This is a genomic window from Paeniglutamicibacter sp. ORCA_105, assembly GCF_045798545.1.
Taxonomy (GTDB): Bacteria; Actinomycetota; Actinomycetes; order Actinomycetales; family Micrococcaceae; genus Paeniglutamicibacter; species Paeniglutamicibacter sulfureus.
Window position 1 is genome coordinate 42546 of sequence record NZ_JBIXLM010000001.1, and the last position, 21505, is coordinate 64050.

Consider the following 21505-nt stretch of genomic DNA (forward strand, 5'->3'; position numbering starts at 1 on the left):
GTCGATCACGAAAAGTGATGCGCCCTCGCGCGAACTTGATCTTGGAAACGATGTGGTTTCGAAAGTTCGCCTCGGCGGAATGACTTTTCGGCGCGACAGCCACTCGCCCGTCAGGGGCCGCCTTCCAGCCAATGAGCCAGCAGCTCTAGTGGGGGAAGGACCCGGGGTCGGTGGTGTGCTTGATGCGTCTTACAGGAAAGTCATAGGGAAAACTCTATCACTTGCCCCGGCTTGGCGCATTGAGGCATCTCACATACTTCCAGCGCCCGAATTCGTGCCTCGGGTTTGGGTTTGCCGCCCCCGGGCGGTTAACCTGCCAAGATGAGCCCGGAACATTATTTCAGCGCCCAGCCTTCCACCCCAGAGAAGCGGCGCCACATCAGCGTCGAGTTGCGCGGCGCCGTGCACAAGGTGCAAACCTCCGGCGGCATCTTCAGCCCGGACAGGATCGACAAGGGAACCGCCATTCTCCTGGACGGCGTTCCCGATCCCTCGGTCAGCGGAAACCTCTTGGACATCGGCTGCGGCTGGGGACCGATTGCGCTCTCGATGGCCATGGCCTCCCCGGAGGCGACGGTGTACGGGGTCGATGTGAATGAGCGAAGCCTCGGCCTGACCCGTGACAATGCTGCGGCCCTGGGATTGAAGAACGTGGTCGTGGCGCTTCCCGAAGCAATCGACCCGGAGCTGACATTCGACACAATATGGTCGAATCCCCCGATCCGGATCGGCAAAGAGGCCCTGCACGAGCTTTTGCTGCTGTGGCTTCCGCGACTGGCTCCGGGCGGGATCGCCTGGCTGGTGGTCCAGAAGAACCTGGGTGCCGATTCCCTACAGAAGTGGCTGGGCACTGTCCTGCCCCAGGACTGGGACATCGAGCGGGTCTCGACGGACAAGGCCTTCCGCATTCTGCGCGTGGCCCGCCCCGAGGCCTCCTAGCCCTCTCTACGCCGATGGCCGGATTCCCCTTGCGGGAATCCGGCCATCGCTGTCTCAGATCTCGGTGATCCGGCCGCGGGAGACCAGGACTGCGGGCCCGCTGAGTACCACGTGTTCGCGTCCCGTGGCTCCCTGGGTGAACTCGATGCCCACCTCGCCTCCGGGCACCTGGACCTTCCAGTTTCGGGTGGCCTGGGCCTGGGCCCAGTGGCGGGTGGCAGCGGCGGCAGCGCAGGCCCCGGTGCCGCACGACAGGGTCTCCCCCACACCGCGTTCGTGCACACGCATGCGCAAGGACCCGACACCGTCTTGGACCACTGGGTCTGCGGCAAGGACGTATTCGACGTTGGTTCCGTGCGGGGGCAGCGGCTGCACCTCGGGGATCGCAAAGAGCTCCAGGTTTTCCAATTCGCCGGCGTTGGCCAGTGCCACGACGGTGTGGGGGTTGCCCATGGAGATGCTCAGGGCACCGCGGGCATTCTCCAGGCCGGCAGTGGAAACCTTCGAATCCAGCCCGTTTTGCTTGGCTGCCTGTTCGAAAATGAACTCCCAGGGGCCCATGTCCACGGCATATCCGTCCTCAAGGCGGGTCACCAGCTTCACACCGGCCCGAGTGCCAATGGCCAGCTGCGCGCCCACCGGAAGCTCCACCAGCTTTTCGCTCAGCAGGAAATGGACGAACACGCGCACGCCATTGCCGCACATCTCCGACACGGACCCGTCGCCGTTGCGGTAGTCCATGAACCAATAGGCCTCGGGGCTCGTTTCCAGGACTTCCCTGCCCTCCGCCAGCGAGCTGGAGGGAACCGCGCGGATCAAGCCGTCGGCGCCGATGCCGCGGTGCCTGTCACAAAGCGCGGCGACCTGTTCGGCCTCGAGCCGGTGTTCATCCGCCGGGTCGGAAATGAGGACGAAATCGTTTCCGGTTCCGTGTCCCTTGGCATAGCTCAGGCCACCCACGATGGACTGCAGGGTTGGCGTGGTCGTCATGGCGGGTTTGCTCGCACTCATGCCTCCAAGGATACGGGGAGCCAGGCAGCGGCACCTATTTCCGGCCGGCCCCCGCCAAGGCCCCGGTTCAGGGTTTCCGGATAATCTCCAGGACCCTCGGCAGCATGTGGGGATCCGTCGGGTCAAACCAATTCACCCGGTCATCGGCCCCGAACCAGGTGACCTGCCGGCGCGCAAATTGCCGCGTGGCAATCACCGTCTTTTCCGTGGCTTCCTTCACCGACATGGTGCCGTCGAGCACCGCCAGGAACTGGGCATAGCCGATGGCCCGCGAGGCGGTCTTCCCATCCCGAAGCCCCTGGGCATCAAGCCGGCGCACCTCCTCCAGCAGACCGAGCTCGACCATCTTGCCCACCCGTGCCGCCAACCGATCGTGCAGCAGGGCACGGTCGAGGTTCAGTCCGATCTGGAGCGCAGGGACGTGGTACTGCCGCCGGGGCATGAAGGAGCTGAACGGCTTGCCGCTGATTTCTTGGACTTCCAGGGCCCGGATCAGTCGCCGGTCATCAAGGTTCCTGGCGGCCGACTCGGGATCGACCTCAGCCAGGCGTGCTGCCAACGGGGCAATGCCCGCCTGCGCCGCCTCGGCTTCCAGCCGCCGGCGAACGTCCGGGTCGGTCGGCGGGAAATCAATCTCGTCCAGGGCAGCACGCACATACAGGCCGGACCCGCCGACCAGGATGGGCACCAACCCGCGGGCGCGGATCTCGCCGAAGGCCCGGCGTGCCTCGGCCTGGAAACGTGCCACGCTGGCCTCTTGGCGGACATCCATGATGTCGAGCAGGTGGTGCGGTACCCCGCCGCGTTCGGCCGGCGGGAGCTTGGCGGTGCCGATGTCCATCCCGCGGTAGAACTGCAGGGCATCGGCGTTGACTATTTCCCCGCCCAGATCCCTGGCAAGGGCGATCGCCAGATCGGACTTTCCCGTCCCGGTGGGGCCAACGACCGCCAGGACCGGCAGCTGCTCGGAGGCCATGCCCCTAGCCGCGGACCATCAGGGAGGGCATGCCCAGGTTGGTCTTGTTCCCGGTCGGGCCCGAACCGGGGGTGGGAACCCCGCAGCTTTCCGCCTGTGCACGGTCCCACGCGTCGCCGGCGCGCGAGCGGCGCAGCGAGTACTGGTCGGTGGTCGGGTCGGAGACCAGGTGGAAGGCTGCGGCCCCGGTGACCGGCACGGTGACCAGGTCGCCCGGGCGCGGCGCCTGGGCGCCGGCCGGCACGGAGAAGTGCACCAGGCGCTGGTCGGTGGTCCTGCCGGAGAGACGGTGGGTTTCCCCGGCCTTGCGGCCGGACTGCTCGGTCACCAACACCTCGACGGTGCGCCCGACCTGCTTGGCGTTCTCTTCCTTGGCGATGCGGTCCTGCAACGCAGTGAGCCGTTCGTAGCGTTCCTGCACCACGGCCTTGGGCAGCTGGTCCGGCAGGTCGGCGGCCGGGGTGCCGGGGCGCTTGGAGTACTGGAAGGTGAAGGCGGTGGAGAAGCGGGAGGCCTCGACCACGTCCAAGGTCCCTTGGAAGTCCTCTTCGGTCTCGCCCGGGAAGCCGACAATGATGTCCGTGGTGATGGCGGCGTGCGGGATGCGCTCGCGCACCTTGTCCAGGATGCCCAGGAACTTCTTCGAGCGGTAGGAACGGCGCATGTCCTTCAGGACCTTGTCCGAGCCGGACTGCAGCGGCATGTGCAACTGCGGCATCACGTTGGGGGTTTCGGCCATGGCGTCGATGACGTCGTCGGTGAAGGCGGCCGGGTGCGGGCTGGTGAAGCGGACGCGCTCCAGGCCCTCGATCTGTCCGCAGGCGCGCAGCAGTTTCCCGAAGGCGAGCTTGTCGCCGAATTCGACGCCGTAGGAGTTCACGTTCTGGCCCAGCAGGGTGACCTCGATCGCGCCGTCGGCGACCAGCGCCTCGATCTCGGCGAGGATCTCCCCGGGCCGGCGGTCCCGTTCGTTGCCGCGCAGCGAGGGCACGATGCAGAAGGTGCAGGTGTTGTTGCAGCCCACGGAGATCGACACCCAGCCGGCGTACACCGACTCGCGGCGCGTGGGCAGGGTCGAGGGGAAGACGTCCAGGGACTCGAGGATCTCCAGCTCGGCCTGTTTGTTGTGGCGCGAGCGGGCGAGCAGGGTCGGCAGGGAACCGATGTTGTGGGTGCCGAAGACCACGTCGACCCAGGGGGCCTTCTTCAGGATGGTGTCGCGGTCCTTCTGGGCCAGGCATCCGCCGACGGCGATCTGCATGTTCGGGCGTTCGCGCTTGAGCGGTGCGAGCATGCCCAGGTTGCCGTAGAGCTTGTTGTCCGCGTTCTCGCGCACGGCGCAGGTGTTGAACACGACCACGTCGGCGACCTCGCCGGTCAGGGCTTCGTCCTTGCGTTCCAGCCCGGCGTCCTCCAGCAGGCCGGAGAGGCGTTCGGAATCATGGACGTTCATCTGGCAGCCGAAGGTGCGCACCTCGTAGGTGCGGGGCAGCTCTTCGCCGTCAATCTGGGTCATCGGTTCGCGCTCAGTCACCGTTCAAGGTTACCCAAAGTTTCGGGGAGCAACATCTTGGGTCATGGGCAGCTCCTGGGAATGGCGGGTTCCCGCGCTCTGCCCCCTCATTCGCCGGTGTACCTTCGGTGGCGGAACGGCGAGTTCCCGGACGGTGCCGGAAAAAACGAGGCCCAACGGTGCCGGCTCCCGTCGTCCACCCGAACCCTGCAGCGCTTCGATCGGCGGGGCGCCGAACGCCACGAACGCCAAGGTGCCGTCAAGGACCAAGGCAGCAAGTATCGTTCCGAACAGTTGCACCATGTCCTGTTGCCCTCCCAAGAGGAGGCCGACGACTGCGATCACCAGCACCATGGGAAGCAGAATGCAGCGAGCCATGACATCCGAACGGCTCAATGGCGCATACTGCTAGGCCGATTCAGGCCTCATAATCATTGAAAAGATCCAAGAAATATCCGGTTCGGCACCGACAACGGCACCTGGGAGCGCGGGCGCCCCCGGTCGAGTCAGTCCCGATACTGTTCGGGCACCTTCCCATAGCTGTACCAGACCACTGCGTCCCCGGCCGCGTTGTCGTAAGCCAGGCGGGGCACGTCGAGCGACTGGCCCTGGTAGACCAGGTTGCCGATGGCGCATTCGCCGGGTTGCAGGGCCTGTTCACGCAGCTGGTTCGCGCTGTCGACCAGACGTGCCTCGAGGTAGTCGTCGTTGAGCATCGCGAAGTCCTTCGGGGATACCCGGCGCTGGGCATCGGGTGCCAGGTCGCCGATCCGGGTGTCCCCGCCGGCACAGAAATTCACTTCCACGTTGACCACGTATTCGCTTTGGTCGATCGTCGGGTGCTGGATGTCGAACCGCGTGGCCGTGATCGTGGTCCCGTTGTCCAGCGTGGCCGTTTCGGAAATGTTGATCCAGTCGCGAATTGGCTCCGCCCTATCGCCCTGCACCACCGCCATCGCGACCAGGCCTCCCAAGAGCGCCGCCACGAGGCCCGTCGCGATGCCGACCGAGCGGCGTCGACGCCGACGCCACTCGGCCACATCGGATGCCGTGCGCTTGGACTTCATCCTCAGTCGCGGCGCTCCGGCCAGGCGCTGGTCCAACGCCCTGCGCAGGGCCTTGGACCTGAAGTACAGGTCCGGGTAGATCATGGCCATGCGCAGCTTGTCGTCCAGCACAAAGAGGTTACCCACGCCGTCTTCGAGGACCGCCAGCAGGTTGTTCGCATCGGCAGCGTTTCCGGCAGTGGCCCCCGGCATCCGCAACTGCTGCCACTGCTCGATGAAAATGGATTCCCGGCCAATGACCAGTGCCGGGATGACGGGCAGCGGAGCGCCTTGAAAACCTCGGGGCGCCCAGGACTTGTATCTGCGGCTGTAGCCTCCGATGGGCAGCCTGAGTTCGTTGATGGCCACCGTGTTGGTCCCTGCCGACCGATCGTTGGCCCGCTGCCTGCCTCTGGCACCCGGAGCCACCGGATCGACGGCCAGGTGCAGGCTGGAGGATGAGCGCGCCACGGCGGCCCGGATGTCGGCGACATCGGGTGCGGGGTCGGCACCGAGCCCTACGAGGGCACGCTCGCGTTGCAGCCGATCGGATCCCCCGGTGCCGGCGTACGCCAAGATGTCGCCAATCCAGGCGTCGGGAATCTGCGTCATCGACGTGGCGAAGTCTTCGAGCAGGAGCCGCCGTTCCCGCTCCGGCAGCATCTCCTCGCTCAGGAAGACGGCACAAAATTCGGTGCCTGCACCGATGAATTCCACCCCGGATTTGAAGGTTCCGCTGACGATGCCGCCGCGTCGGTGCGCCAGCTGGCGATTGAGCAACTGCGCGGCCAGGAATCCCGCCGAGGAGCGCGGCACCATGACCGAAAGCAACACCGGGATGTTGTTCCCCAGCACCACGCCCGGGGCGTTGCCCACTGCAGTCGTGGACAACGGATCCGTGGCTGCCGGCCCGGTGTGGAAACCGTGCGTCGCAGAGCGTTTGGGGGTGCCGTCGGCCCATGTCCCGGCCAAGGGTGCGCTGTCGTTCTGCTTCACCGGGTACACGTGCCCGATCAGCGACTGGTCGTTGGTGAAGAACACCGCGCGGGTTCGACCGGCGGAAGGATCCAGCTGCGCGAGGACGGTTCGGGCCCGATCATGCAGATTTTCGGGATACACGTAGAAGGACGTGAACGCGGCCGCATTCGAACCGGTGCGTTGCACCAGGTCGGCGGGCCAGAACGATTCCTCGACATGGATGGGGTCGGTGTTCCCGGGGATGCTCCCGGACCTGAACAGTGCCGGGAGCCGGTTCCAGGACGCGGCCACTGCCGCGGTCGTCCCGCGGACGGTCACGGTCGCGGTATCACTCCCCAGCAGTGCCGTGACTTCGGGAAGCGCCACCTGCCCCGGGCTCAATTCGACGGGTCGGGCCAGTTCGGTGCGCAGTGCCGCCAGCGCTGCGGACAGCGTCCCCGCCGCCTCGACCTGCTCATCGAGCAGCCCCATCCCGAAGCTCACGCCAAGGCACGCCTGGGTGTCCTCGCCATTGACCAGTTGCCAATTGCATCCACTCCAAACGGGCATGCTGCTCCTAACGTGTGACCGGCTGGATTCATTCTCGATGAGAACGGGACCGCTCGGTGCTTGCCTGACTCCGGGACTGAGACCGGCGGGGGTGAGATGGTGGACTGCAGAAACTACCCGGATGTGCCCTCAGGCTCAACGAGCCCCCTTGAGCTAGTGCCTGCTGTCATGCATACCAGCAGACCGTCAGATATTGTCCTGGGGAAATAGGGAGATCCATCTGGGTTCCTCGTTAAACCGGTCATCAGCCATTTGAATATTTACTTCACTGCCGAATTCCCGGCCGAGCAACGACTCGATAAGGGCACTGCTTTTGTCCACCGTCCTCGTCCACTCCGGAACGGACGTTCCTCGGGGGGTGAACTCAATTTCACACAAGCGTTGCTTTACGGTCTGGGGCGCACCCACCCAGCGAACCCGTACGCGGGGAACATCCACGAGTTCCGCCCACGACCAGACCCGGTCATCGCTTGGAACCAGCCCCTCGACTGGCCCAAGAAAGTCCTTATTCACGCCCGCCCGGTCGGCCAAACGCCTCATTGCCTCGAGATACCTGCGTGGAACCGCGATTTCTTCATCGACAGCCGCCGTGGCCAGCGCCCGAATCGCATCCTGTGGCCGCCCTTCGGCAACCAAGGCGTAAACCCGTTGCGTGACTGGTGCCGAGACTATATGGCTGAACCACTCGGCAACCCATTGCGCCGCCATGAGTAGGCTCCGCTCCGGCCCTTCAGGCACTGGCGACACCACGGACGGTGCCCTGTCATGAGTGGCCACCCAGGGTGAGGTGCGTTCACTCCTGGGCAAGAGGTGGCTTGATGGAACAGACGCTGCCTGCCCTCGACGAAGCAGGTCCTGGGCGGCTTGCTCGTCCAGCCGGTTGCCCTTTCCCAGCAAAACAGCCGGCCAGCTGTTTCCGGTCATGAATGCCACAGGGAAGGGCGTGCGAACGCTGAAGGCCGCAACTTCGGCCCCATGCGGCACTCCGGCAATTTCAAATAACCTGATCGACCTGAACAGCCTTCGCGGAAGCACGATCTCCCGCAGTGCATAGGCCACGCCATGGTCCGCCCGCAGCTGACTCAATTTCCGCCCCTCAGGTCAACCGCCGGAAGATAGTTCTCTTCATACCTTGGATATCCCGAAACCATTTGGGTCTCGAGATTGTAGAAGTCGCTGTCAGTACTCGGTTGACCGATATCCACAATCCGCTTGCCCTGTTTCATCTGGTGCGCGATCCATAGTTTATTGAACTGCAAGTCGACGCTATCGGTAAATTCCTTGGAACCATGCTCCAGCAAATAATTGTGGAGGCGTTCGGGCGTCGCATTGTAGTAACCGTATTCGTTTGCATTTGCGAAGGGCTTGACACGCCCCTCCATCCAACGGCCCATCACGATGGTGTCGGCCTGTGGACGGGTGGTCAGCGGTGCAAGGAGCCGCCCGGTGATCTTCTGGCCAACGCCGCCACCGGCCCCGCCCATGATTCCGCCGCCGAGGGTACCCAGCGTGGTGGATTGCAGGAAGCCTCCCGGCGTGTGCGGGCCCGGCCCGCTTGCATAGGTGTACGCGCTTCCGGCACCGCCGGACGCCGCACCGGAGGCAACCCCCTCTGCGACCGCCGCCCTCATGCCGGTTACGCCGGCAGCACCGAGGCGTCCAACCGCCATGGCACCGCCCAGGCCGCCGGTGACAGCCATGACCGCGGTCTGCCCCCAGTTCACGTCGCCCGTGGTCGCTTTCTGGATGATGACGTCGGCACCGGCACCGATAAGCGCCATGCCGACGGGACCGCCCACGCCGGTGGCCATCAGCACGCCGCCGGCCACGACCATGGCCCCGCCGGCAACGTATTCCCAGTTCTCGCTCATCCAGTCCCCGGCCGCGGCCAGGGCACCGTTGTTCGATTCCCGGTAGGCCGTCAGCTCGGCCTCGGTCACCGGGCGCAGGCCCAAGGGGTCGATGGCGTGCAGCGGGTCGTTGCCCGCGTAGGAGTAAGGGTTGGATGCCCAGCCTGCGCCGGCCACCGGATCCAGCGGATCCACGGAGAGGAACCCGCGCGTGGATGGGTCGTAGGCGCGGGCGCCGAGCCAGTCAAGGCCCGCCACCTGCACCCCGCCGTTGGCCCCGATGCCCAGGCCCTCTGGCAGGCCCGGAACGGTGCCGGCGGCCATGGCCCAGGGGTTTGTCGCCTCGGTCGGGTGCGCGCCGCGCCACCCGGCACCCAGCAGGGTGCCGTCCACCGCGGCCAGGCCGCCGGGCAGGGCGGTGACCGAGCGGTCGCCGACGGAGACCACGCGCGGGGCGTATTCCGCGGTATCCCACCAAAGCGCGGTGCCATCCACCTCGGCCAGTTCGCCCAGTGCATCCACCCACAGCGTGTGCAGCGCTCCGGGGCCCTGCGGATCGGTATGCTCCACCGTGCGCAGGGTGCCCAAGCCGGACCACCCATAGCGGGTGGTGCCCTCCGGTCCCGTCTTGGCGGTGCGCCGGCCCGAGGCGTCATAGGTGTATTCGGTCGTCGCAGCGCCGATGGCGGTGGCCAACAGCTGGCCGGCCGCGTCGTAGGTGGAGGCGGTGGTGCGCCCGTTGGCGGTCTCGGCGGCAAGCCGGCCCGCCGCGTCGTAGCGCCAGGTGGTCACGGTTCCGTCGGTGCCCTGCATGCGTTCTAGCTGGCAGGCGCCGTCATAGGCGTAGCGGGTCTCGGTCCCGCCGGTGCGGATCGCGGCGATGCGCCCGTCCGCATCGCGCAGCAGCTCGGTTGCCTCGACCCCGTCGGGGGTGGTCACCGTGTGGCGCACCAGCGCGCCGGCCTCGTAGTCCCAGCCCTGCAGGAGGTCCCCGGCGCTGGCGCCCAGGAGCTTCCCGGCCGCGTCGTACGCGTAGGTGATGGTGCCGAAAACCGGGTGGTCGACGGCCGCCAGGCGGCCCGCGGCGTCGTGCCGGTACCCGGTGCGTGCGCCCTGCGGATCCAGCAGTGCGGTGCGCCGCCCGTCAGCGTCGTATTCCCAGGCCACGCCGGCACCGTCGCGGGTGCGGGAGACCAGCTGGCCGCGCCGGTTGAAGCGCAACTCGTGCAGGGCGGCCGTTCCGTTGGGGCGGGTGCCGTCGATGATGCGCACGCTGCGGTCGCGCGCATCGCGCTCGATCCGGACCAGGGTTCGCCCGTCCACGGAAGTGGTGGCAAGCCGCCCCGCCGCGTCGTAGCCCCACCCGATGCGCTGCCCGTCGGGGGCCTGCTGCCAGAGCGGCCGGCCGGCCGCGTCGTAGCCGGCCGTCGTGGTGCGGCCCAGCGGGTCGGTTTCCGACACGACCCGGTCCCCCTGGTCGTAGGCGCGGCGCACCACCGATCCCAGCGGGTCGGTGGTGGACACCAGACGGCCGCGTTCGTCGTAGTCGTACCTGGTCACCCCGCCGAGCCCGTTCACGGCCTCGGTGAGCTGGCCCGCGGCGTCGTAGCGGAAGCGGCGGAGACCGAACACCGCGTCGGCGGCCACGATGAGCCGGCCTGCCTTGTCGTAGTCGTAACGGGCGGTGCCGCGCGAGGGCAGGCTGCGGGAGATGACCCGGCCCATCGCGTCGTAGCGGATCCGCTCGGCCTGCCCGTCGGGAAAGGTGCGGGCGATGATGCGGGAATCCGCGTCGTAGGCCAGGGTGGTGCGCGCCCCGGAAGCGTCGATGTTCGCGCACGCGCGTCCGGCAGCGTCGTATTCGATGCGGGTCACTGCCCCGGTCGGGGACACCTGTGCCGTCACCCGGCCGGCTGCGTCGCGTTCGAGCCGGGTGAGCCCGCCCTCGCCGTCGACGAGCTCGACCACGCGTCCGCACATGTCATAGGTGGCCAGCTCGCTGCTGCCGTCGGCTTGCTCGGAGGCGACCGGGCGGCCGTATTCGTCGCAGCGCAGCGTGCCGCGCTCAAATTCGTCGGCGACGCTGAACGCGCCGGCGGCCGGGTCCGCGGAGAACTCCTGGCGCACCCCGGTGGGATCAAGAACCGCGGACAGCTCCCCGTTCACCCCGTACTCGCGTGCCCAGGTGTTGCCCTCCGGGTCGGTGATCCCGGTCAGCCGGGAGAGCGTGTCGTGGGCGAACTGCCATTCGGCGCCGTCGGAAAGCGCCAGGGAGGCCACCCGGCCCAGGTCGTCGAACCGGCGGGTGACCGCCCGGCCCAGCGGGTCCACGGTGCGTTCCAGCGCGCCGTGGGCACCGTGCTCCAGCACCGTGCGTCCCCCCAGCGGGTCGGTGATGACGGCCAGGGCGCCGCCGGGCGCGTATTCGAATCGCCACAGCGCACCGTCCGCGTCGCGACGCGACGTCAGCCGCCCGGAGCCGTCATAGAGGTAGGAGGTGCGGGCACCGCCCGGGGAGATGGCCTCGGTGACCCGGCCGGCCTCATCGCGGTGCAGCCGTGCGGTGTTTCCGAAGGCGTTGGTGATGCCCTTCAGGTCCCCGAATCGGTCGTGGGCGAAGTCCAACATGACCCCGGTCGGGTCGGTGATGCGCACCAGCAGCCCGTCGCGCCAGTCGAGCTCGGTGCGCCCGCCCTCCGGGTCGATGACCACGTTCGGGTTGCGCGCGGAGTCATCCGCATATTCGTACGTCACGACCGCGCCGGTGCCGCTGACCACGGTCAGGGGCCTGTCCGCAGCATCGTAGCCAAAGTTGAATTCCGCCCCGGTCGGGGTCAGGGTGCGGATGCGCCGGCCGCGCTCGTCATAGGCGTGCACGCTCAGGCTGCCGTCGCGTTCGGTGGCGGAAACCAGGTTGCCCCACCGGTCATAAGCCATCGACTGGCGTTTGTCCTGCCCGTCGATGACCCCGACGAGCCGGCCCTTGGCATCGGCAATCCAGGTGTTGGAGCGGCTTCCGTCTTGGTCCGAGACCACTGTCAGCCGGCCGGGCAAGTAGGCAAAGCGGGTGGTGCGCCCGAATGCCGAGACCTGGGTGAGCACCCGGCGCCGGGCGTCGTAGGTGTTCACGGCCTCGGCTACCCCGGCGGCATCGATGACGGATTCGATCAGCCCGTCCTCGTTCCACCGGTAGGTACGGGTACCGCCGGGACCGGCGGCGGCGACCAATTTCCCGGAGGCGTCGTAGGCGAAGTCCACACGGCGTCCGTCCGAGGCCTCCAGCCACATGATCCGCCCGCCGTCATCCGGCTCGCCGAAGTATTCGGCATGGACCCAGCGGCCGCGTTCATGCTCAAGCCCCGTGACGCGTCCGTGGGCGTCGTGGTGTGCGGTGATGCCGGTGCCCGGACCGCGGTCCGTGGACAGCCAGGTGCCGGAGGCGCTGAATACCCATCGGCCCCCTGCATTGTCCGAGGCAACCAGTACTTCGGCCGGCTCCGCGTGTTGGGTTTCGGTGCCCTCATGGGCCGGAGCGCCGGAGGTGGCCAAAGCTTGGCGTTGGAGCCACCAGTTCTCCCCCTCGGCCCGGTCCCAGCCCTCGCCCAGCCGCGGAAAACGCACCTCGCGCCCGTCGGGCAGGACCATCGAGGCCCCCGCATCGTCCAGGCCAAGGCGCACCTCGAAGATCGAGGACCATCCCGGGCCGAACACACCGGTGGCCTCGGACAGGGAGTTGTACATCCGGGACGCGGCCAGGCTTGCCGCCGCCCCGGCGAAACCGAGGTCCACCTCGGGTTCCAGGAAGTTGCCGGTCGAGGTGTTGACCGGGTCGTTCGAATAGCCGGTCGTCGGCGGGCCGCCGTAGGCCTGCGCCGGAGTGATGGTCAGGTCCTGGCGGGACGCGCCGACCCCTTGGGAGGCCAGCGCCGCCAACAGCGAGGCGTCCGACAGCCGCGAGACGTTGCCTTCCCCGCCCGCGGCGGCAAACGCGTTGGCGATGGTGCGCGCCCACAACACGTCCTGCTCGTTGGCGTCAAGCCACTTTTCGAATCCGCGAACCACCGGACCGGCGCTGAGCCGGCCGTAGGAGCAGCGGGCCGAGAAGTCGGCCAGGTGCCCGCGCAGGGAGCCGGGCACCCCGGCCAGGTTCGAGTTCAGCTTCGCTGAGCCGGTGGCGAATGTCCGCAGGTCGCTGGGACGGGCTGCCGAGGTTCCGCCGCCGCCTCCGCCGCCGTTGCCCGGATTCGGGTTATGGCGCACTCCCGTATGCGGCTCGGATGCCCGTACCGAGACCGGGGCGGACGGCGGGCCGACCGGAGGATCTTCCTCCCCGAAGACCGCGTCCACGGCGTTGAAGAAGATATTCGCGTCGCGTTCGTCCTTCCGCGCTTTCCATTCCCTGGCCAGGCGCCGACGCTCGTTTTCGCTGCTTGCCTGCTCTTTCAGCTGCTTCGCGCCATCGGCGGCCTCGCGGAGCCGAGCAGCCAGTTCGGTCGCGTCGGATGAGGCAATGCTGGCATTGTCCGCAAACAACTGGGAGAAATGGCCCTTGAAGTCCGTGCGTGCCGTGGCCACCAGCGATGACCGCGATCCGGCCTGCCCCTCGATCTTCGACGCCGCGGCTCGGAACGCGCCAATCAACGCATCGGCGGTACCGAAATCAAATGCAACGTCATGCTCAAAGGCCCCCAGATCGGCCACGTAAAACTCCCTCATCAGCCCGCGGGACCAGCCAGTCCCCCGAAAACACTACCCGAGGCACCGTCGATACCCCGGAAAAATATTGAATACGCCCCCGTCGTCTATGCGGCACTGCCGGTGACAACGGGGGCGAAGGAAAACCTGGCTAGTTGCCGCCACCTGCGGTGAAGATGTTCGTCGAGATCTGGTTCAGCTGGCCACGCAGCTGCTCGAGTTCGGTCCGGGCCTTGTCCAGCGCGGCCTTGGTCTCCGGCCACGTGGCACCTCGGAATTGGGCTGCCAGCGGGCCATCCCACACGTTTGGATCCGAGAGGAGGCGTCCCTGGGCGTCCAGCTGGCTGATCTGGTCGGTAAATCCGCCGTTGATGATCGCCTGGATCTGCTGAATGGCGGTTTTTGCCTGCTCTGTTGATAGGACACGCGACATGAAATCCTCCAAGGATTCGTGGGGGTCAGCAGCTCCTGCACGATTGCGGGAGACTTGAACGGGAATAAGCCTAACAAGATGATATGGAATTTACCAAGGATGTCATGACCTGCGGCACCACATTAAGTACACCGCTTTGCACGGGGTTGACTTGGTATCCAGCCGGATCCCCACTCATCGATGGCCCAGATTCCCGGAACGGATCGGGCGGCAAGCGGCGTCCGGCGGCTCCGCACCGAACAGGTTTCCGGCGCTAGTACTGCTCTCCGAAGCGGACTTCCCATTCCTCACGCGCGATGCGGAATGCCATCGAACCGCCGTAGCCCTTGCGCGCAAGCATCCCCACGAGTCGGCGAAGGGCACGGTCGCGGTCGGCGCCCATCGATTCGGGTCGCAGCTTGGTGCGCACCAATTCGCGGGCGCGCTCTTCCTCGTCCGTGTCGTCGATCTGCTCCAGGGCTTGCTGCGCGGTCTCGTCATCCACGCCCTTTTCCCGCAGCTCGCGTTTGATCGCTCCGCGGGCAAGACCGCGGCTGCGCGCCCGGGAGCGCACCCAGCCTTCGGCAAAAGCCTCGTCGTCCACGAGCTGGATTTCCTCGAACCGGTCCAGGATTTCCTCGGCTATGCGTTCCGGGATCTCCTTCTCCAGCAGCTTGGTTTTCAGCTGGGCGCGGCTCTTGGCCGAGGCGGTGAGCTGCCGCAGCAGGATCGCCCGCCCCTTGGTGGCATACTGCTCGTCCGAGAGCTCGACGGGTTCCGCTGCATCCGCTGGCCGCTTCTCCCGGGTCCGCGGAGTCCGCGCAGAGGTGCGCTTCGACCCGGCTTGCGAAGAGCGCCCGCCGCCCCACGAATTGGCACCTGCTGCGCCGCGCTTCGCCGTACGCGCCGAACTGCGACCGGCGTATCCGGAGCGCTCTCCGAAGGCCGGCTTCGCCTCGGGCGGCCCGGGTGCGTCCTCGGGCGGCGGTGCCGCCGATGCCGCCACACTGTGCGCCCAGGCGGGAATCTCCGTGGGGTCGCCCCAGTCCGAGTTGCCGTCCGCCGGGAACGACCAAAGCGGCCGTTCGGCCCCCTGCGGGGTGCCGGACGAACCGCCTTGGTTTTTGGTGGTGCCCACGGGTCTAGGACTCCTTGACCACACGCAACTTGTCGCCGTCGCCGTCCTTGTCCTCGGCGGCCTGGCCAATGCCAAGCTTCTCGAGGATCTGGCGTTCGAGCTCGTTGGCAAGGTCCGGGTTGTCGCGCAGGAACTTGCGCGCGTTTTCCTTGCCCTGGCCCAGCTGGTCCCCGTCGTAGGTGAACCAGGCGCCTGACTTCTTCACGAAGCCCTGGTCCACGCCGATGTCGATGAGGCTGCCTTCGCGGGAGATGCCCTGGCCGTAGATGATGTCGAACTCGGCCTGCTTGAACGGCGGGGCCATCTTGTTCTTCACGATCTTGGCACGCGTGCGGTTGCCGACCGGGACGGTGCCTTCCTTGAGCGTTTCGATGCGGCGCACATCGATGCGGATGGACGCATAGAACTTCAGCGCCTTGCCACCGGTGGTGGTTTCCGGGCTGCCGAACATCACGCCGATCTTTTCACGCAGCTGGTTGATGAAAATGGCCGTGGTGCGTGTCTGGCTGAGACGCCCGGTGATCTTGCGCAGCGCCTGGCTCATCAGGCGGGCCTGCAGGCCGACATGGCTGTCGCCCATCTCGCCTTCGATTTCGGCTCGGGGCACGAGTGCCGCCACGGAGTCGATCACGACGATGTCGACGGATCCGGAGCCCACGAGCATGTCCATGATTTCCAGGGCTTGCTCGCCGGTGTCCGGCTGGGAAACCAGAAGTGCGTCGGTGTCGACGCCCAGCTTCTTGGCGTATTCGGGATCCAGCGCGTGCTCTGCGTCGATGAAGGCGGCAATGCCGCCCATGCGCTGTGCACTGGCCACGGCGTGAAGTGCAACCGTGGTCTTGCCGGAGGATTCCGGACCGTAGATTTCCACTACGCGGCCGCGCGGCAGGCCGCCAATGCCCAGGGCGATGTCCAGCGCCACCGACCCGGTGGGGATGGCGGCAATCGGCGCAACGGTCTTGTCGCCCAGTCGCATGACCGAACCCTTGCCGTATTGCTTGTCGATCTGTGCAAGTGCAGCTTCGAGTGCCTTCTCGCGATCTTTACCAACGGCCATTGTTCACCTCGGTTGTTAGGGCCATCCGATGAGGGGTCTGGCCGGTACTCTTTGTCTATCCACGAGCGTACGACGGTTGGCCGACACTTTGGTTTCGAGGTGTGGTTGCTGTGGAAAAACCAGCCACGTTCACCTCGACGAACTCTCATTGAGAACTCTACACTCTTCCGAACAGATATTCGAAGACGGTGGGTGTGTCCCTCGAATATTCTACTTCTCCTTGATCGGTTGGTCCCTGCCCAACCGGCGCTCGGGCGGCACGTCCTGCATCTCGCATACCGCCAGCCACACCTCCCGCGGAGCGACCCCCTTGGCCAGCGCTTCTTGCGCAGTCACCCCGCCCACGGCAGCCAGCACCAGGGAAGAAGCCAATGTGCGGGAATAGCCCGCACCGAACTCGTCGTCCATCAGACGCCAAAAATCACTCAATCGCACCCTCGCAATTGTGCCACGGGATGCTTGGCACTTAAGCAAAAAAACCCCCGCACCGGAGTCCTGTTCATGATGAACGGACACCCGCACGGGGGTCATGGTCACGGAACCGGGTACACCACCGGGACCGCGTCTGGATGATTAGTGGCTCGGGGCCAGTCGCTTGCCGAGTTCAACCGGATATTCGCCGGCGAATTCGCTGGTGAGGTCCACGGGGACCGTATCCGGAATGGTGATGCCCTCTGCGATGGCAACGCGGTCGCTGACCTCGCGGAGCATCAGTGAAAGCGGAACCTCGAGGGCGCCACAGATTGAGGAGAGAAGCTCGGATGAGGCTTCCTTCTGTCCACGCTCGACCTCGGAAAGGTATCCCAAGGAGACGCGGGCGCTGTGGGAGACTTCGCGCAAGGTGCGACCTTGGCGTTGGCGGACATCGCGGAGGACGTCGCCGATTTCGTGTCGAAGGACTACCATTTTGCGCTCCTCTTTGTCGCGGCGGACCTCGCTCTGTAGGCCCACATCACGCCAACGGACCACACCGTTTACCGATACTGGTTGCTTGACCATGTGCATTGCCCTTTGTTCTCCGGTCCTATTGCCTTGTGGGGCGATCGGTGCGGGTCACTTTTTTGTGCCCGTCATGGGTAATAACTGCCGGGAGTCGGTTTTTGTTCCCCGCCACCCACCTTAGCGACTGCTGTGTGTGATTATCCACAACACCCGCAAATCATTCCGCATTGCTGTCACAAAACGATTCATAGCCACCTTGCCCCATTAAGCTGTGCGCTAGCTGGGCGGCAGGTGGGCGGAAAACAATTCGAGTGCCGCCAGGGTGCTTGAGAGTCGGATCCGTGCCCTGTCACCGGCAAAATGGTGCTCGACAAAACCGCTGCCCGACGCCGTGGCATAGCCAAGGAAGACTGTGCCCACGCCCTTGCCGTCGTGGGCGTCCGGACCGGCCACGCCCGTGGCGGAGACCGCCAGGTCGGCATCGCAGGCGCGCCTGGCGCCCTCGGCCATTTGCCTGGCAACGTCCCCGTCGACGGATCCGCGCTCGGCAAGTAGCCGGGGATCGACCCCCAGCACCTTGGCCTTGACGCCGCCGGAGTAGCTCACCACTCCGCCCTGCAGCACCGCCGAGGCGCCCGGCACCTCGGCAAGCGTTGCCGCAATCATGCCGGCGGTCAGCGACTCGGCGGTGGCCAGGGTGGTCCCTGACGCGGTGGCCGCGGCGATCACCCGACCGGCCAGCTCGGAGCCGGGGCTTGCATCCAGGGGCATTGTCATGTCCGTCGGTCCTCGGAGGTTGGTGTTGCGGTTAGTCGCGGGTGGCTGCTGCGCGCAGCTGCCAGGCCTTCAGGAGGTAGTCAAGGCCCGTCACCACAGTGACGGCCAGGGTCAGCAGCATCACGATGAACGCCACGACTCCCAGCCATTCAAGCGTGTGGGTCCAGGGCAGGAGGTACAGCACGATGGCCACCGCCTGCATCACGGTCTTGAGCTTGCCGCCACGCGAGGCGGCCATCACCCCGTAGCGGATCACCACGAAGCGGATGAGCGTGATGCCCCATTCGCGCACCAGGATCACGATGGTGATCCACCAGGGCAGTTCGGCGAGGATCGAGAACATCACCAGGGCGGAACCGGTGAGCAGCTTGTCGGCGATCGGGTCGGCGATCTTGCCGAAGTTGGTGATCAACCCGCGGCTGCGGGCCAAGTCCCCGTCGAGCTTGTCGGTGTACATGGCCACGGCGAAGATGGCCACCGCCACCCAGCGCATGAGCCCGTATTCCTTCTCGTCGGCCACCAGGGCCCAGATGAAGAACGGGACCATGAGGATGCGCAGGGTGGTGAGCACATTGGCGATGTTCAGGGTCGGCACGTGGGCCGGTTGCGGGTTCGCTGGGGTTTCAGTCACTCTTCTAGGCTACCGTCCGGTCAGGTTCCAGGCGTCTTCCGAGCCCTCGTCGTCAGCGCCGTCGTGGTAGTCAACGGCCTGTTCGAAGCCGTCGAGGTCCTCGGCGACCAGGTCCGTGCCGTAGTGGTTGGCGTTGGCATTCTCCGCCAGCGCAGCCTCGGTCGCGGTGGGAATCACGTCCTGGGCGGAGCCCTCGTCCCCGCGCATCGCGGCCAGCACCTCGGGCAGGTCGTCGGGCTTGACCAGCACGTCGCGGGCCTTGGAGCCCTCGGAGGGGCCGACCACGCCGCGGGACTCCAGCAGGTCCATGAGCCGGCCTGCCTTGGCGAAGCCCACGCGCAGCTTGCGCTGCAGCATCGAGGTGGAACCGAACTGCGTGGTGACGACCAACTCGGTGGCCTGCAGCAACAGCTCCAGGTCGTCCCCGATGTCGTCGTCGATCTGCTTCTTGGGCGCCTCGACGGCGACGTCGTTGCGGTATTCGGCCTTCAGTTGGCCCTTGACGTGCTCGACGACCGAGTGGATCTCGGACTCGGTGACCCAGGCACCCTGCACGCGCATGGGCTTGGAGGTGCCCATCGGCAGGAAGAGCGCGTCGCCCTGGCCCAGCAGTTTCTCGGCGCCCGGCTGGTCCAGGACCACGCGGGAGTCGGTGACCGATGAGGTCGCGAACGCCATGCGCGAGGGCACGTTGGCCTTGATCAGGCCGGTGACGACGTCAACCGACGGGCGCTGGGTGGCCAGCACCAGGTGGATACCGGCGGCACGGGCCAGCTGGGTGATGCGCACGATCGAGTCCTCGACGTCGCGCGGGGCGACCATCATCAGGTCCGCGAGCTCATCGACGATGACCAGCAGGTACGGGTAGGGCTTCAGGATGCGCTTGGAGCCCTCCGGCACCACGATCTTGCCGTTGCGCACCGCCTTGTTGAAGTCGTCCACGTGCTTGAAGCCGAAGTTCGCGAGGTCGTCGTAGCGGGTGTCCATCTCCTTCACCACCCACTGCAGCGCCTCGGCCGCCTTCTTCGGGTTGGTGATGATGGGGGTGATCAGGTGGGGTACGCCCTCATAGGCGGTGAGTTCCACGCGCTTGGGGTCGACCATGACCATGCGGACCTCGTCCGGGGTGGCGCGCATCAGGATGGAGGTGATCATCGAGTTCACGAACGAGGACTTGCCCGCTCCCGTGGCACCGGCCACCAGCAGGTGCGGCATCTTGGCGAGGTTCGCCACGACGAAGCCGCCCTCGACGTCCTTGCCCACGCCCATGACCATGGGGTGCTCGGTCTTGCGGGCGTTGTGGCTGCGCAACACGTCGCCCAGCACGACGATTTCCTTGTCGGCATTGGGGATCTCGATGCCGATCGCGGACTTGCCCGGGATCGGTGAGAGGATGCGTACGTCCGAGGAGGCCACGGCGTAGGAGATGTTCTTGGACAGGGCGGTGACCTTCTCCACCTTGGTGCCCGGGGCCAGCTCGATCTCGTAGCGGGTGACCGTGGGGCCGCGGGAGAAGCCGGTGACCTTCGCGTCGACCTTGAACTGCTGCAGGGTGTTGGTCAGCGCCGCGACCACCGCGTCGTTGGCCTCGGAGCGTTCCTTGGACGGCGGGCCGGCGGGCAGGAAGTCGGAGGACGGCAGCGTGTAGGCCACGTCCCCGGAGAGCTGGAGCTGTTCGGTGCGTGCAGGGATCGGCGGCAGCGGGGCCGCGGAGGGCCGCGAGGGGACCTGCGGAATCGCGGAGGTGGCGGTGTCCTCGGTGTCGTAGGAGGTGAGGTCGATGGCGCTCATGGCCTGGGTGTCGGCCTCGGGTTCCCTGCCCAGTCCGACGGCGTCCATGATGGCTGCACGCTCGCGTTCGTCCTTGGTGGGGCGGCGCACGCCCGGGCGGATGGCGGGTTCCTCGTGGGCCGCGTCAACCGCCTCGTCGTAGAGGTCCACCGGGTTGGACCCGGGTGCAGTGGTGTGGTCGTAGGCGTCGGTGATCACCGCCTGGTCGTAGGCGCCCTCGCCGGAGTTGCCCAGCAGGTCTTCGGCGGCAATCGCCTCGGCGTCCTTGTCCTTGCCGAAGAGCCGCATCTTCTTGCGCGGCTTCTTCTCCTGCTGCTCGTCGTAGAGGTAGGACTGGTCGTGCTCGTCGCCCGTCAGTTCCGTGTGGCCTGCGCGGTGGGCGGATTCGGGGTGCTGGCCCATGAGCTTTTCGTAGCCCTCGCGGAAGCGCGCAGGGATGTGCCTGAAGGGGGTGGCGGTGAGGATCATCAGGCTCAGCAGCCCGAGCGCGATCATCACGGCCATGGCGCCGGGACCGGAAATGAGCCCCGCCAGCGGGACCGAAACCAGGGCGCCGAGCATGCCGCCGGCCGTCCAGAGCTCGTCGAAGGGCGCGGAGACCGGGGGCAGTCCCCCGACAACGTGGGAGATTCCGGATCCGGCCAGCGACAGCAGGGCCAGGCCGATGCCCACGCGGTTGTTGGCGCGGTGTTCCTCGGGCCAGCGGAAGAGCCTGATGGCCCCGATGAGCAGGATCGGGGGCATGAGCACTGCCATGAACCCGAAGGTTCCGCCGGCCACCGCATGCACGAACCCGCCGTAGCCGCCGACCCCGCGCAGCCCCCACCACTCCACCGAGGCAACGACGATGGCGATGATCACCAGGAAAAGGCCGGTGCCGTCGCGGCGCACCTCGTAGGGCGGGTGCACGTCGCGGCCGATCTTGCGGAAGGCGCCGCCGGTGACGCGCGCGATGCCCATCCAGAAGGAGCGCACCATGCGCACCGGCAGCGGGAAGTCGTGTTCGACCGGTGCGGGTGTGCTCTTGGAGCTTCTGGTCGTCTTGGCAGAGGAGCTCGACGCACGCGGTTTGCGCGTGGTCGTTTTCCCCTCGCCTTGCGAAGAGGTACGTGGGGCCATGGCTCTAGGGTATCGCCCAAGGGCGCCCGGACCCCGTATGTACACGGTCCGTCGGGTAACCGGTGCCGTGGAGAATCATCA

16 protein-coding genes are annotated in these 21505 nt (G+C 66.6%); 1 reads left to right on the forward strand and 15 read right to left on the reverse strand.

From position 1 onward, the window contains the following. Positions 1-321: 321 nt before the first annotated feature. On the forward strand, positions 322-939 hold the full coding sequence (locus ACIPUB_RS00205; RefSeq protein WP_407605587.1) for a class I SAM-dependent methyltransferase: 618 nt from the start codon (positions 322-324) through the stop codon (positions 937-939). A 54-nt stretch (positions 940-993) separates the two neighbouring features. Here the strand turns inward: ACIPUB_RS00205 and dapF are convergent, their stop codons facing one another. The 15 genes from dapF to ACIPUB_RS00280 form a co-directional block, all read right to left on the reverse strand. Then, complete coding sequence (dapF, locus tag ACIPUB_RS00210) at positions 994-1950, reverse strand: diaminopimelate epimerase (protein ID WP_407605588.1); 957 nt, start codon at positions 1948-1950, stop codon at positions 994-996. A 67-nt stretch (positions 1951-2017) separates the two neighbouring features. Next, positions 2018-2926: a tRNA (adenosine(37)-N6)-dimethylallyltransferase MiaA gene (miaA, locus tag ACIPUB_RS00215; RefSeq protein ID WP_407605589.1), complete on the reverse strand. Its 909-nt coding sequence runs from the start codon at positions 2924-2926 to the stop codon at positions 2018-2020. A 4-nt stretch (positions 2927-2930) separates the two neighbouring features. Then, positions 2931-4442, reverse strand: a complete 1512-nt coding sequence (gene miaB / locus ACIPUB_RS00220) for a tRNA (N6-isopentenyl adenosine(37)-C2)-methylthiotransferase MiaB (RefSeq protein ID WP_407605731.1) — start codon at positions 4440-4442, stop codon at positions 2931-2933. 27 nt (positions 4443-4469) lie between these two features. Next, entirely contained in the window at positions 4470-4793 is a 324-nt protein-coding gene (locus tag ACIPUB_RS00225; RefSeq protein ID WP_407605590.1) for a hypothetical protein, read from the reverse strand. Between the two features lie 152 nt (positions 4794-4945). After that, entirely contained in the window at positions 4946-7012 is a 2067-nt protein-coding gene (locus ACIPUB_RS00230) for a hypothetical protein (RefSeq protein WP_407605591.1), read from the reverse strand. Positions 7013-7198: 186 nt separating this feature from the next. Continuing rightward, positions 7199-8071: a hypothetical protein gene (locus tag ACIPUB_RS00235; protein ID WP_407605592.1), complete on the reverse strand. Its 873-nt coding sequence runs from the start codon at positions 8069-8071 to the stop codon at positions 7199-7201. Between the two features lie 23 nt (positions 8072-8094). Further along, complete coding sequence (locus ACIPUB_RS00240; protein WP_407605593.1) at positions 8095-13563, reverse strand: DUF6531 domain-containing protein; 5469 nt, start codon at positions 13561-13563, stop codon at positions 8095-8097. Positions 13564-13708: 145 nt separating this feature from the next. After that, entirely contained in the window at positions 13709-13990 is a 282-nt protein-coding gene (locus ACIPUB_RS00245; RefSeq protein WP_407605594.1) for a pyrophosphorylase, read from the reverse strand. Between the two features lie 253 nt (positions 13991-14243). Then, a complete protein-coding gene (locus tag ACIPUB_RS00250; protein WP_407605595.1) occupies positions 14244-15107 on the reverse strand; it encodes a regulatory protein RecX in 864 nt (287 codons plus the stop codon). Between the two features lie 4 nt (positions 15108-15111). Further along, on the reverse strand, positions 15112-16164 hold the full coding sequence (recA, locus tag ACIPUB_RS00255; protein ID WP_407605596.1) for a recombinase RecA: 1053 nt from the start codon (positions 16162-16164) through the stop codon (positions 15112-15114). A gap of 210 nt (positions 16165-16374) precedes the next feature. Then, entirely contained in the window at positions 16375-16599 is a 225-nt protein-coding gene (locus ACIPUB_RS00260) for a DUF3046 domain-containing protein (protein WP_264270309.1), read from the reverse strand. Between the two features lie 138 nt (positions 16600-16737). After that, positions 16738-17163, reverse strand: a complete 426-nt coding sequence (locus tag ACIPUB_RS00265) for a helix-turn-helix domain-containing protein (protein WP_217390542.1) — start codon at positions 17161-17163, stop codon at positions 16738-16740. Between the two features lie 219 nt (positions 17164-17382). After that, a complete protein-coding gene (locus tag ACIPUB_RS00270; protein WP_407605597.1) occupies positions 17383-17883 on the reverse strand; it encodes a CinA family protein in 501 nt (166 codons plus the stop codon). A gap of 31 nt (positions 17884-17914) precedes the next feature. Further along, on the reverse strand, positions 17915-18514 hold the full coding sequence (gene pgsA / locus ACIPUB_RS00275) for a CDP-diacylglycerol--glycerol-3-phosphate 3-phosphatidyltransferase (RefSeq protein ID WP_407605598.1): 600 nt from the start codon (positions 18512-18514) through the stop codon (positions 17915-17917). Positions 18515-18523: 9 nt separating this feature from the next. Further along, complete coding sequence (locus ACIPUB_RS00280; protein ID WP_407605599.1) at positions 18524-21424, reverse strand: DNA translocase FtsK 4TM domain-containing protein; 2901 nt, start codon at positions 21422-21424, stop codon at positions 18524-18526. Between the last annotated feature and the right edge of the window lie 81 nt (positions 21425-21505).

Coding starts and splice junctions, on each gene's coding strand:
- ACIPUB_RS00205 (WP_407605587.1), top strand. CDS start 322: ATGAGCCCGGAACATTATTTCAGCGCCCAGCCTTCCACCCCAGAGAAG.
- dapF (WP_407605588.1), bottom strand. CDS start 1,950: ATGAGTGCGAGCAAACCCGCCATGACGACCACGCCAACCCTGCAGTCC.
- miaA (WP_407605589.1), bottom strand. CDS start 2,926: ATGGCCTCCGAGCAGCTGCCGGTCCTGGCGGTCGTTGGCCCCACCGGG.
- miaB (WP_407605731.1), bottom strand. CDS start 4,442: ATGACCCAGATTGACGGCGAAGAGCTGCCCCGCACCTACGAGGTGCGC.
- ACIPUB_RS00225 (WP_407605590.1), bottom strand. CDS start 4,793: ATGGTGCTGGTGATCGCAGTCGTCGGCCTCCTCTTGGGAGGGCAACAG.
- ACIPUB_RS00230 (WP_407605591.1), bottom strand. CDS start 7,012: ATGCCCGTTTGGAGTGGATGCAATTGGCAACTGGTCAATGGCGAGGAC.
- ACIPUB_RS00245 (WP_407605594.1), bottom strand. CDS start 13,990: ATGTCGCGTGTCCTATCAACAGAGCAGGCAAAAACCGCCATTCAGCAG.
- recA (WP_407605596.1), bottom strand. CDS start 16,164: ATGGCCGTTGGTAAAGATCGCGAGAAGGCACTCGAAGCTGCACTTGCA.
- ACIPUB_RS00265 (WP_217390542.1), bottom strand. CDS start 17,163: ATGGTCAAGCAACCAGTATCGGTAAACGGTGTGGTCCGTTGGCGTGAT.
- ACIPUB_RS00270 (WP_407605597.1), bottom strand. CDS start 17,883: ATGACAATGCCCCTGGATGCAAGCCCCGGCTCCGAGCTGGCCGGTCGG.
- ACIPUB_RS00280 (WP_407605599.1), bottom strand. CDS start 21,424: ATGGCCCCACGTACCTCTTCGCAAGGCGAGGGGAAAACGACCACGCGC.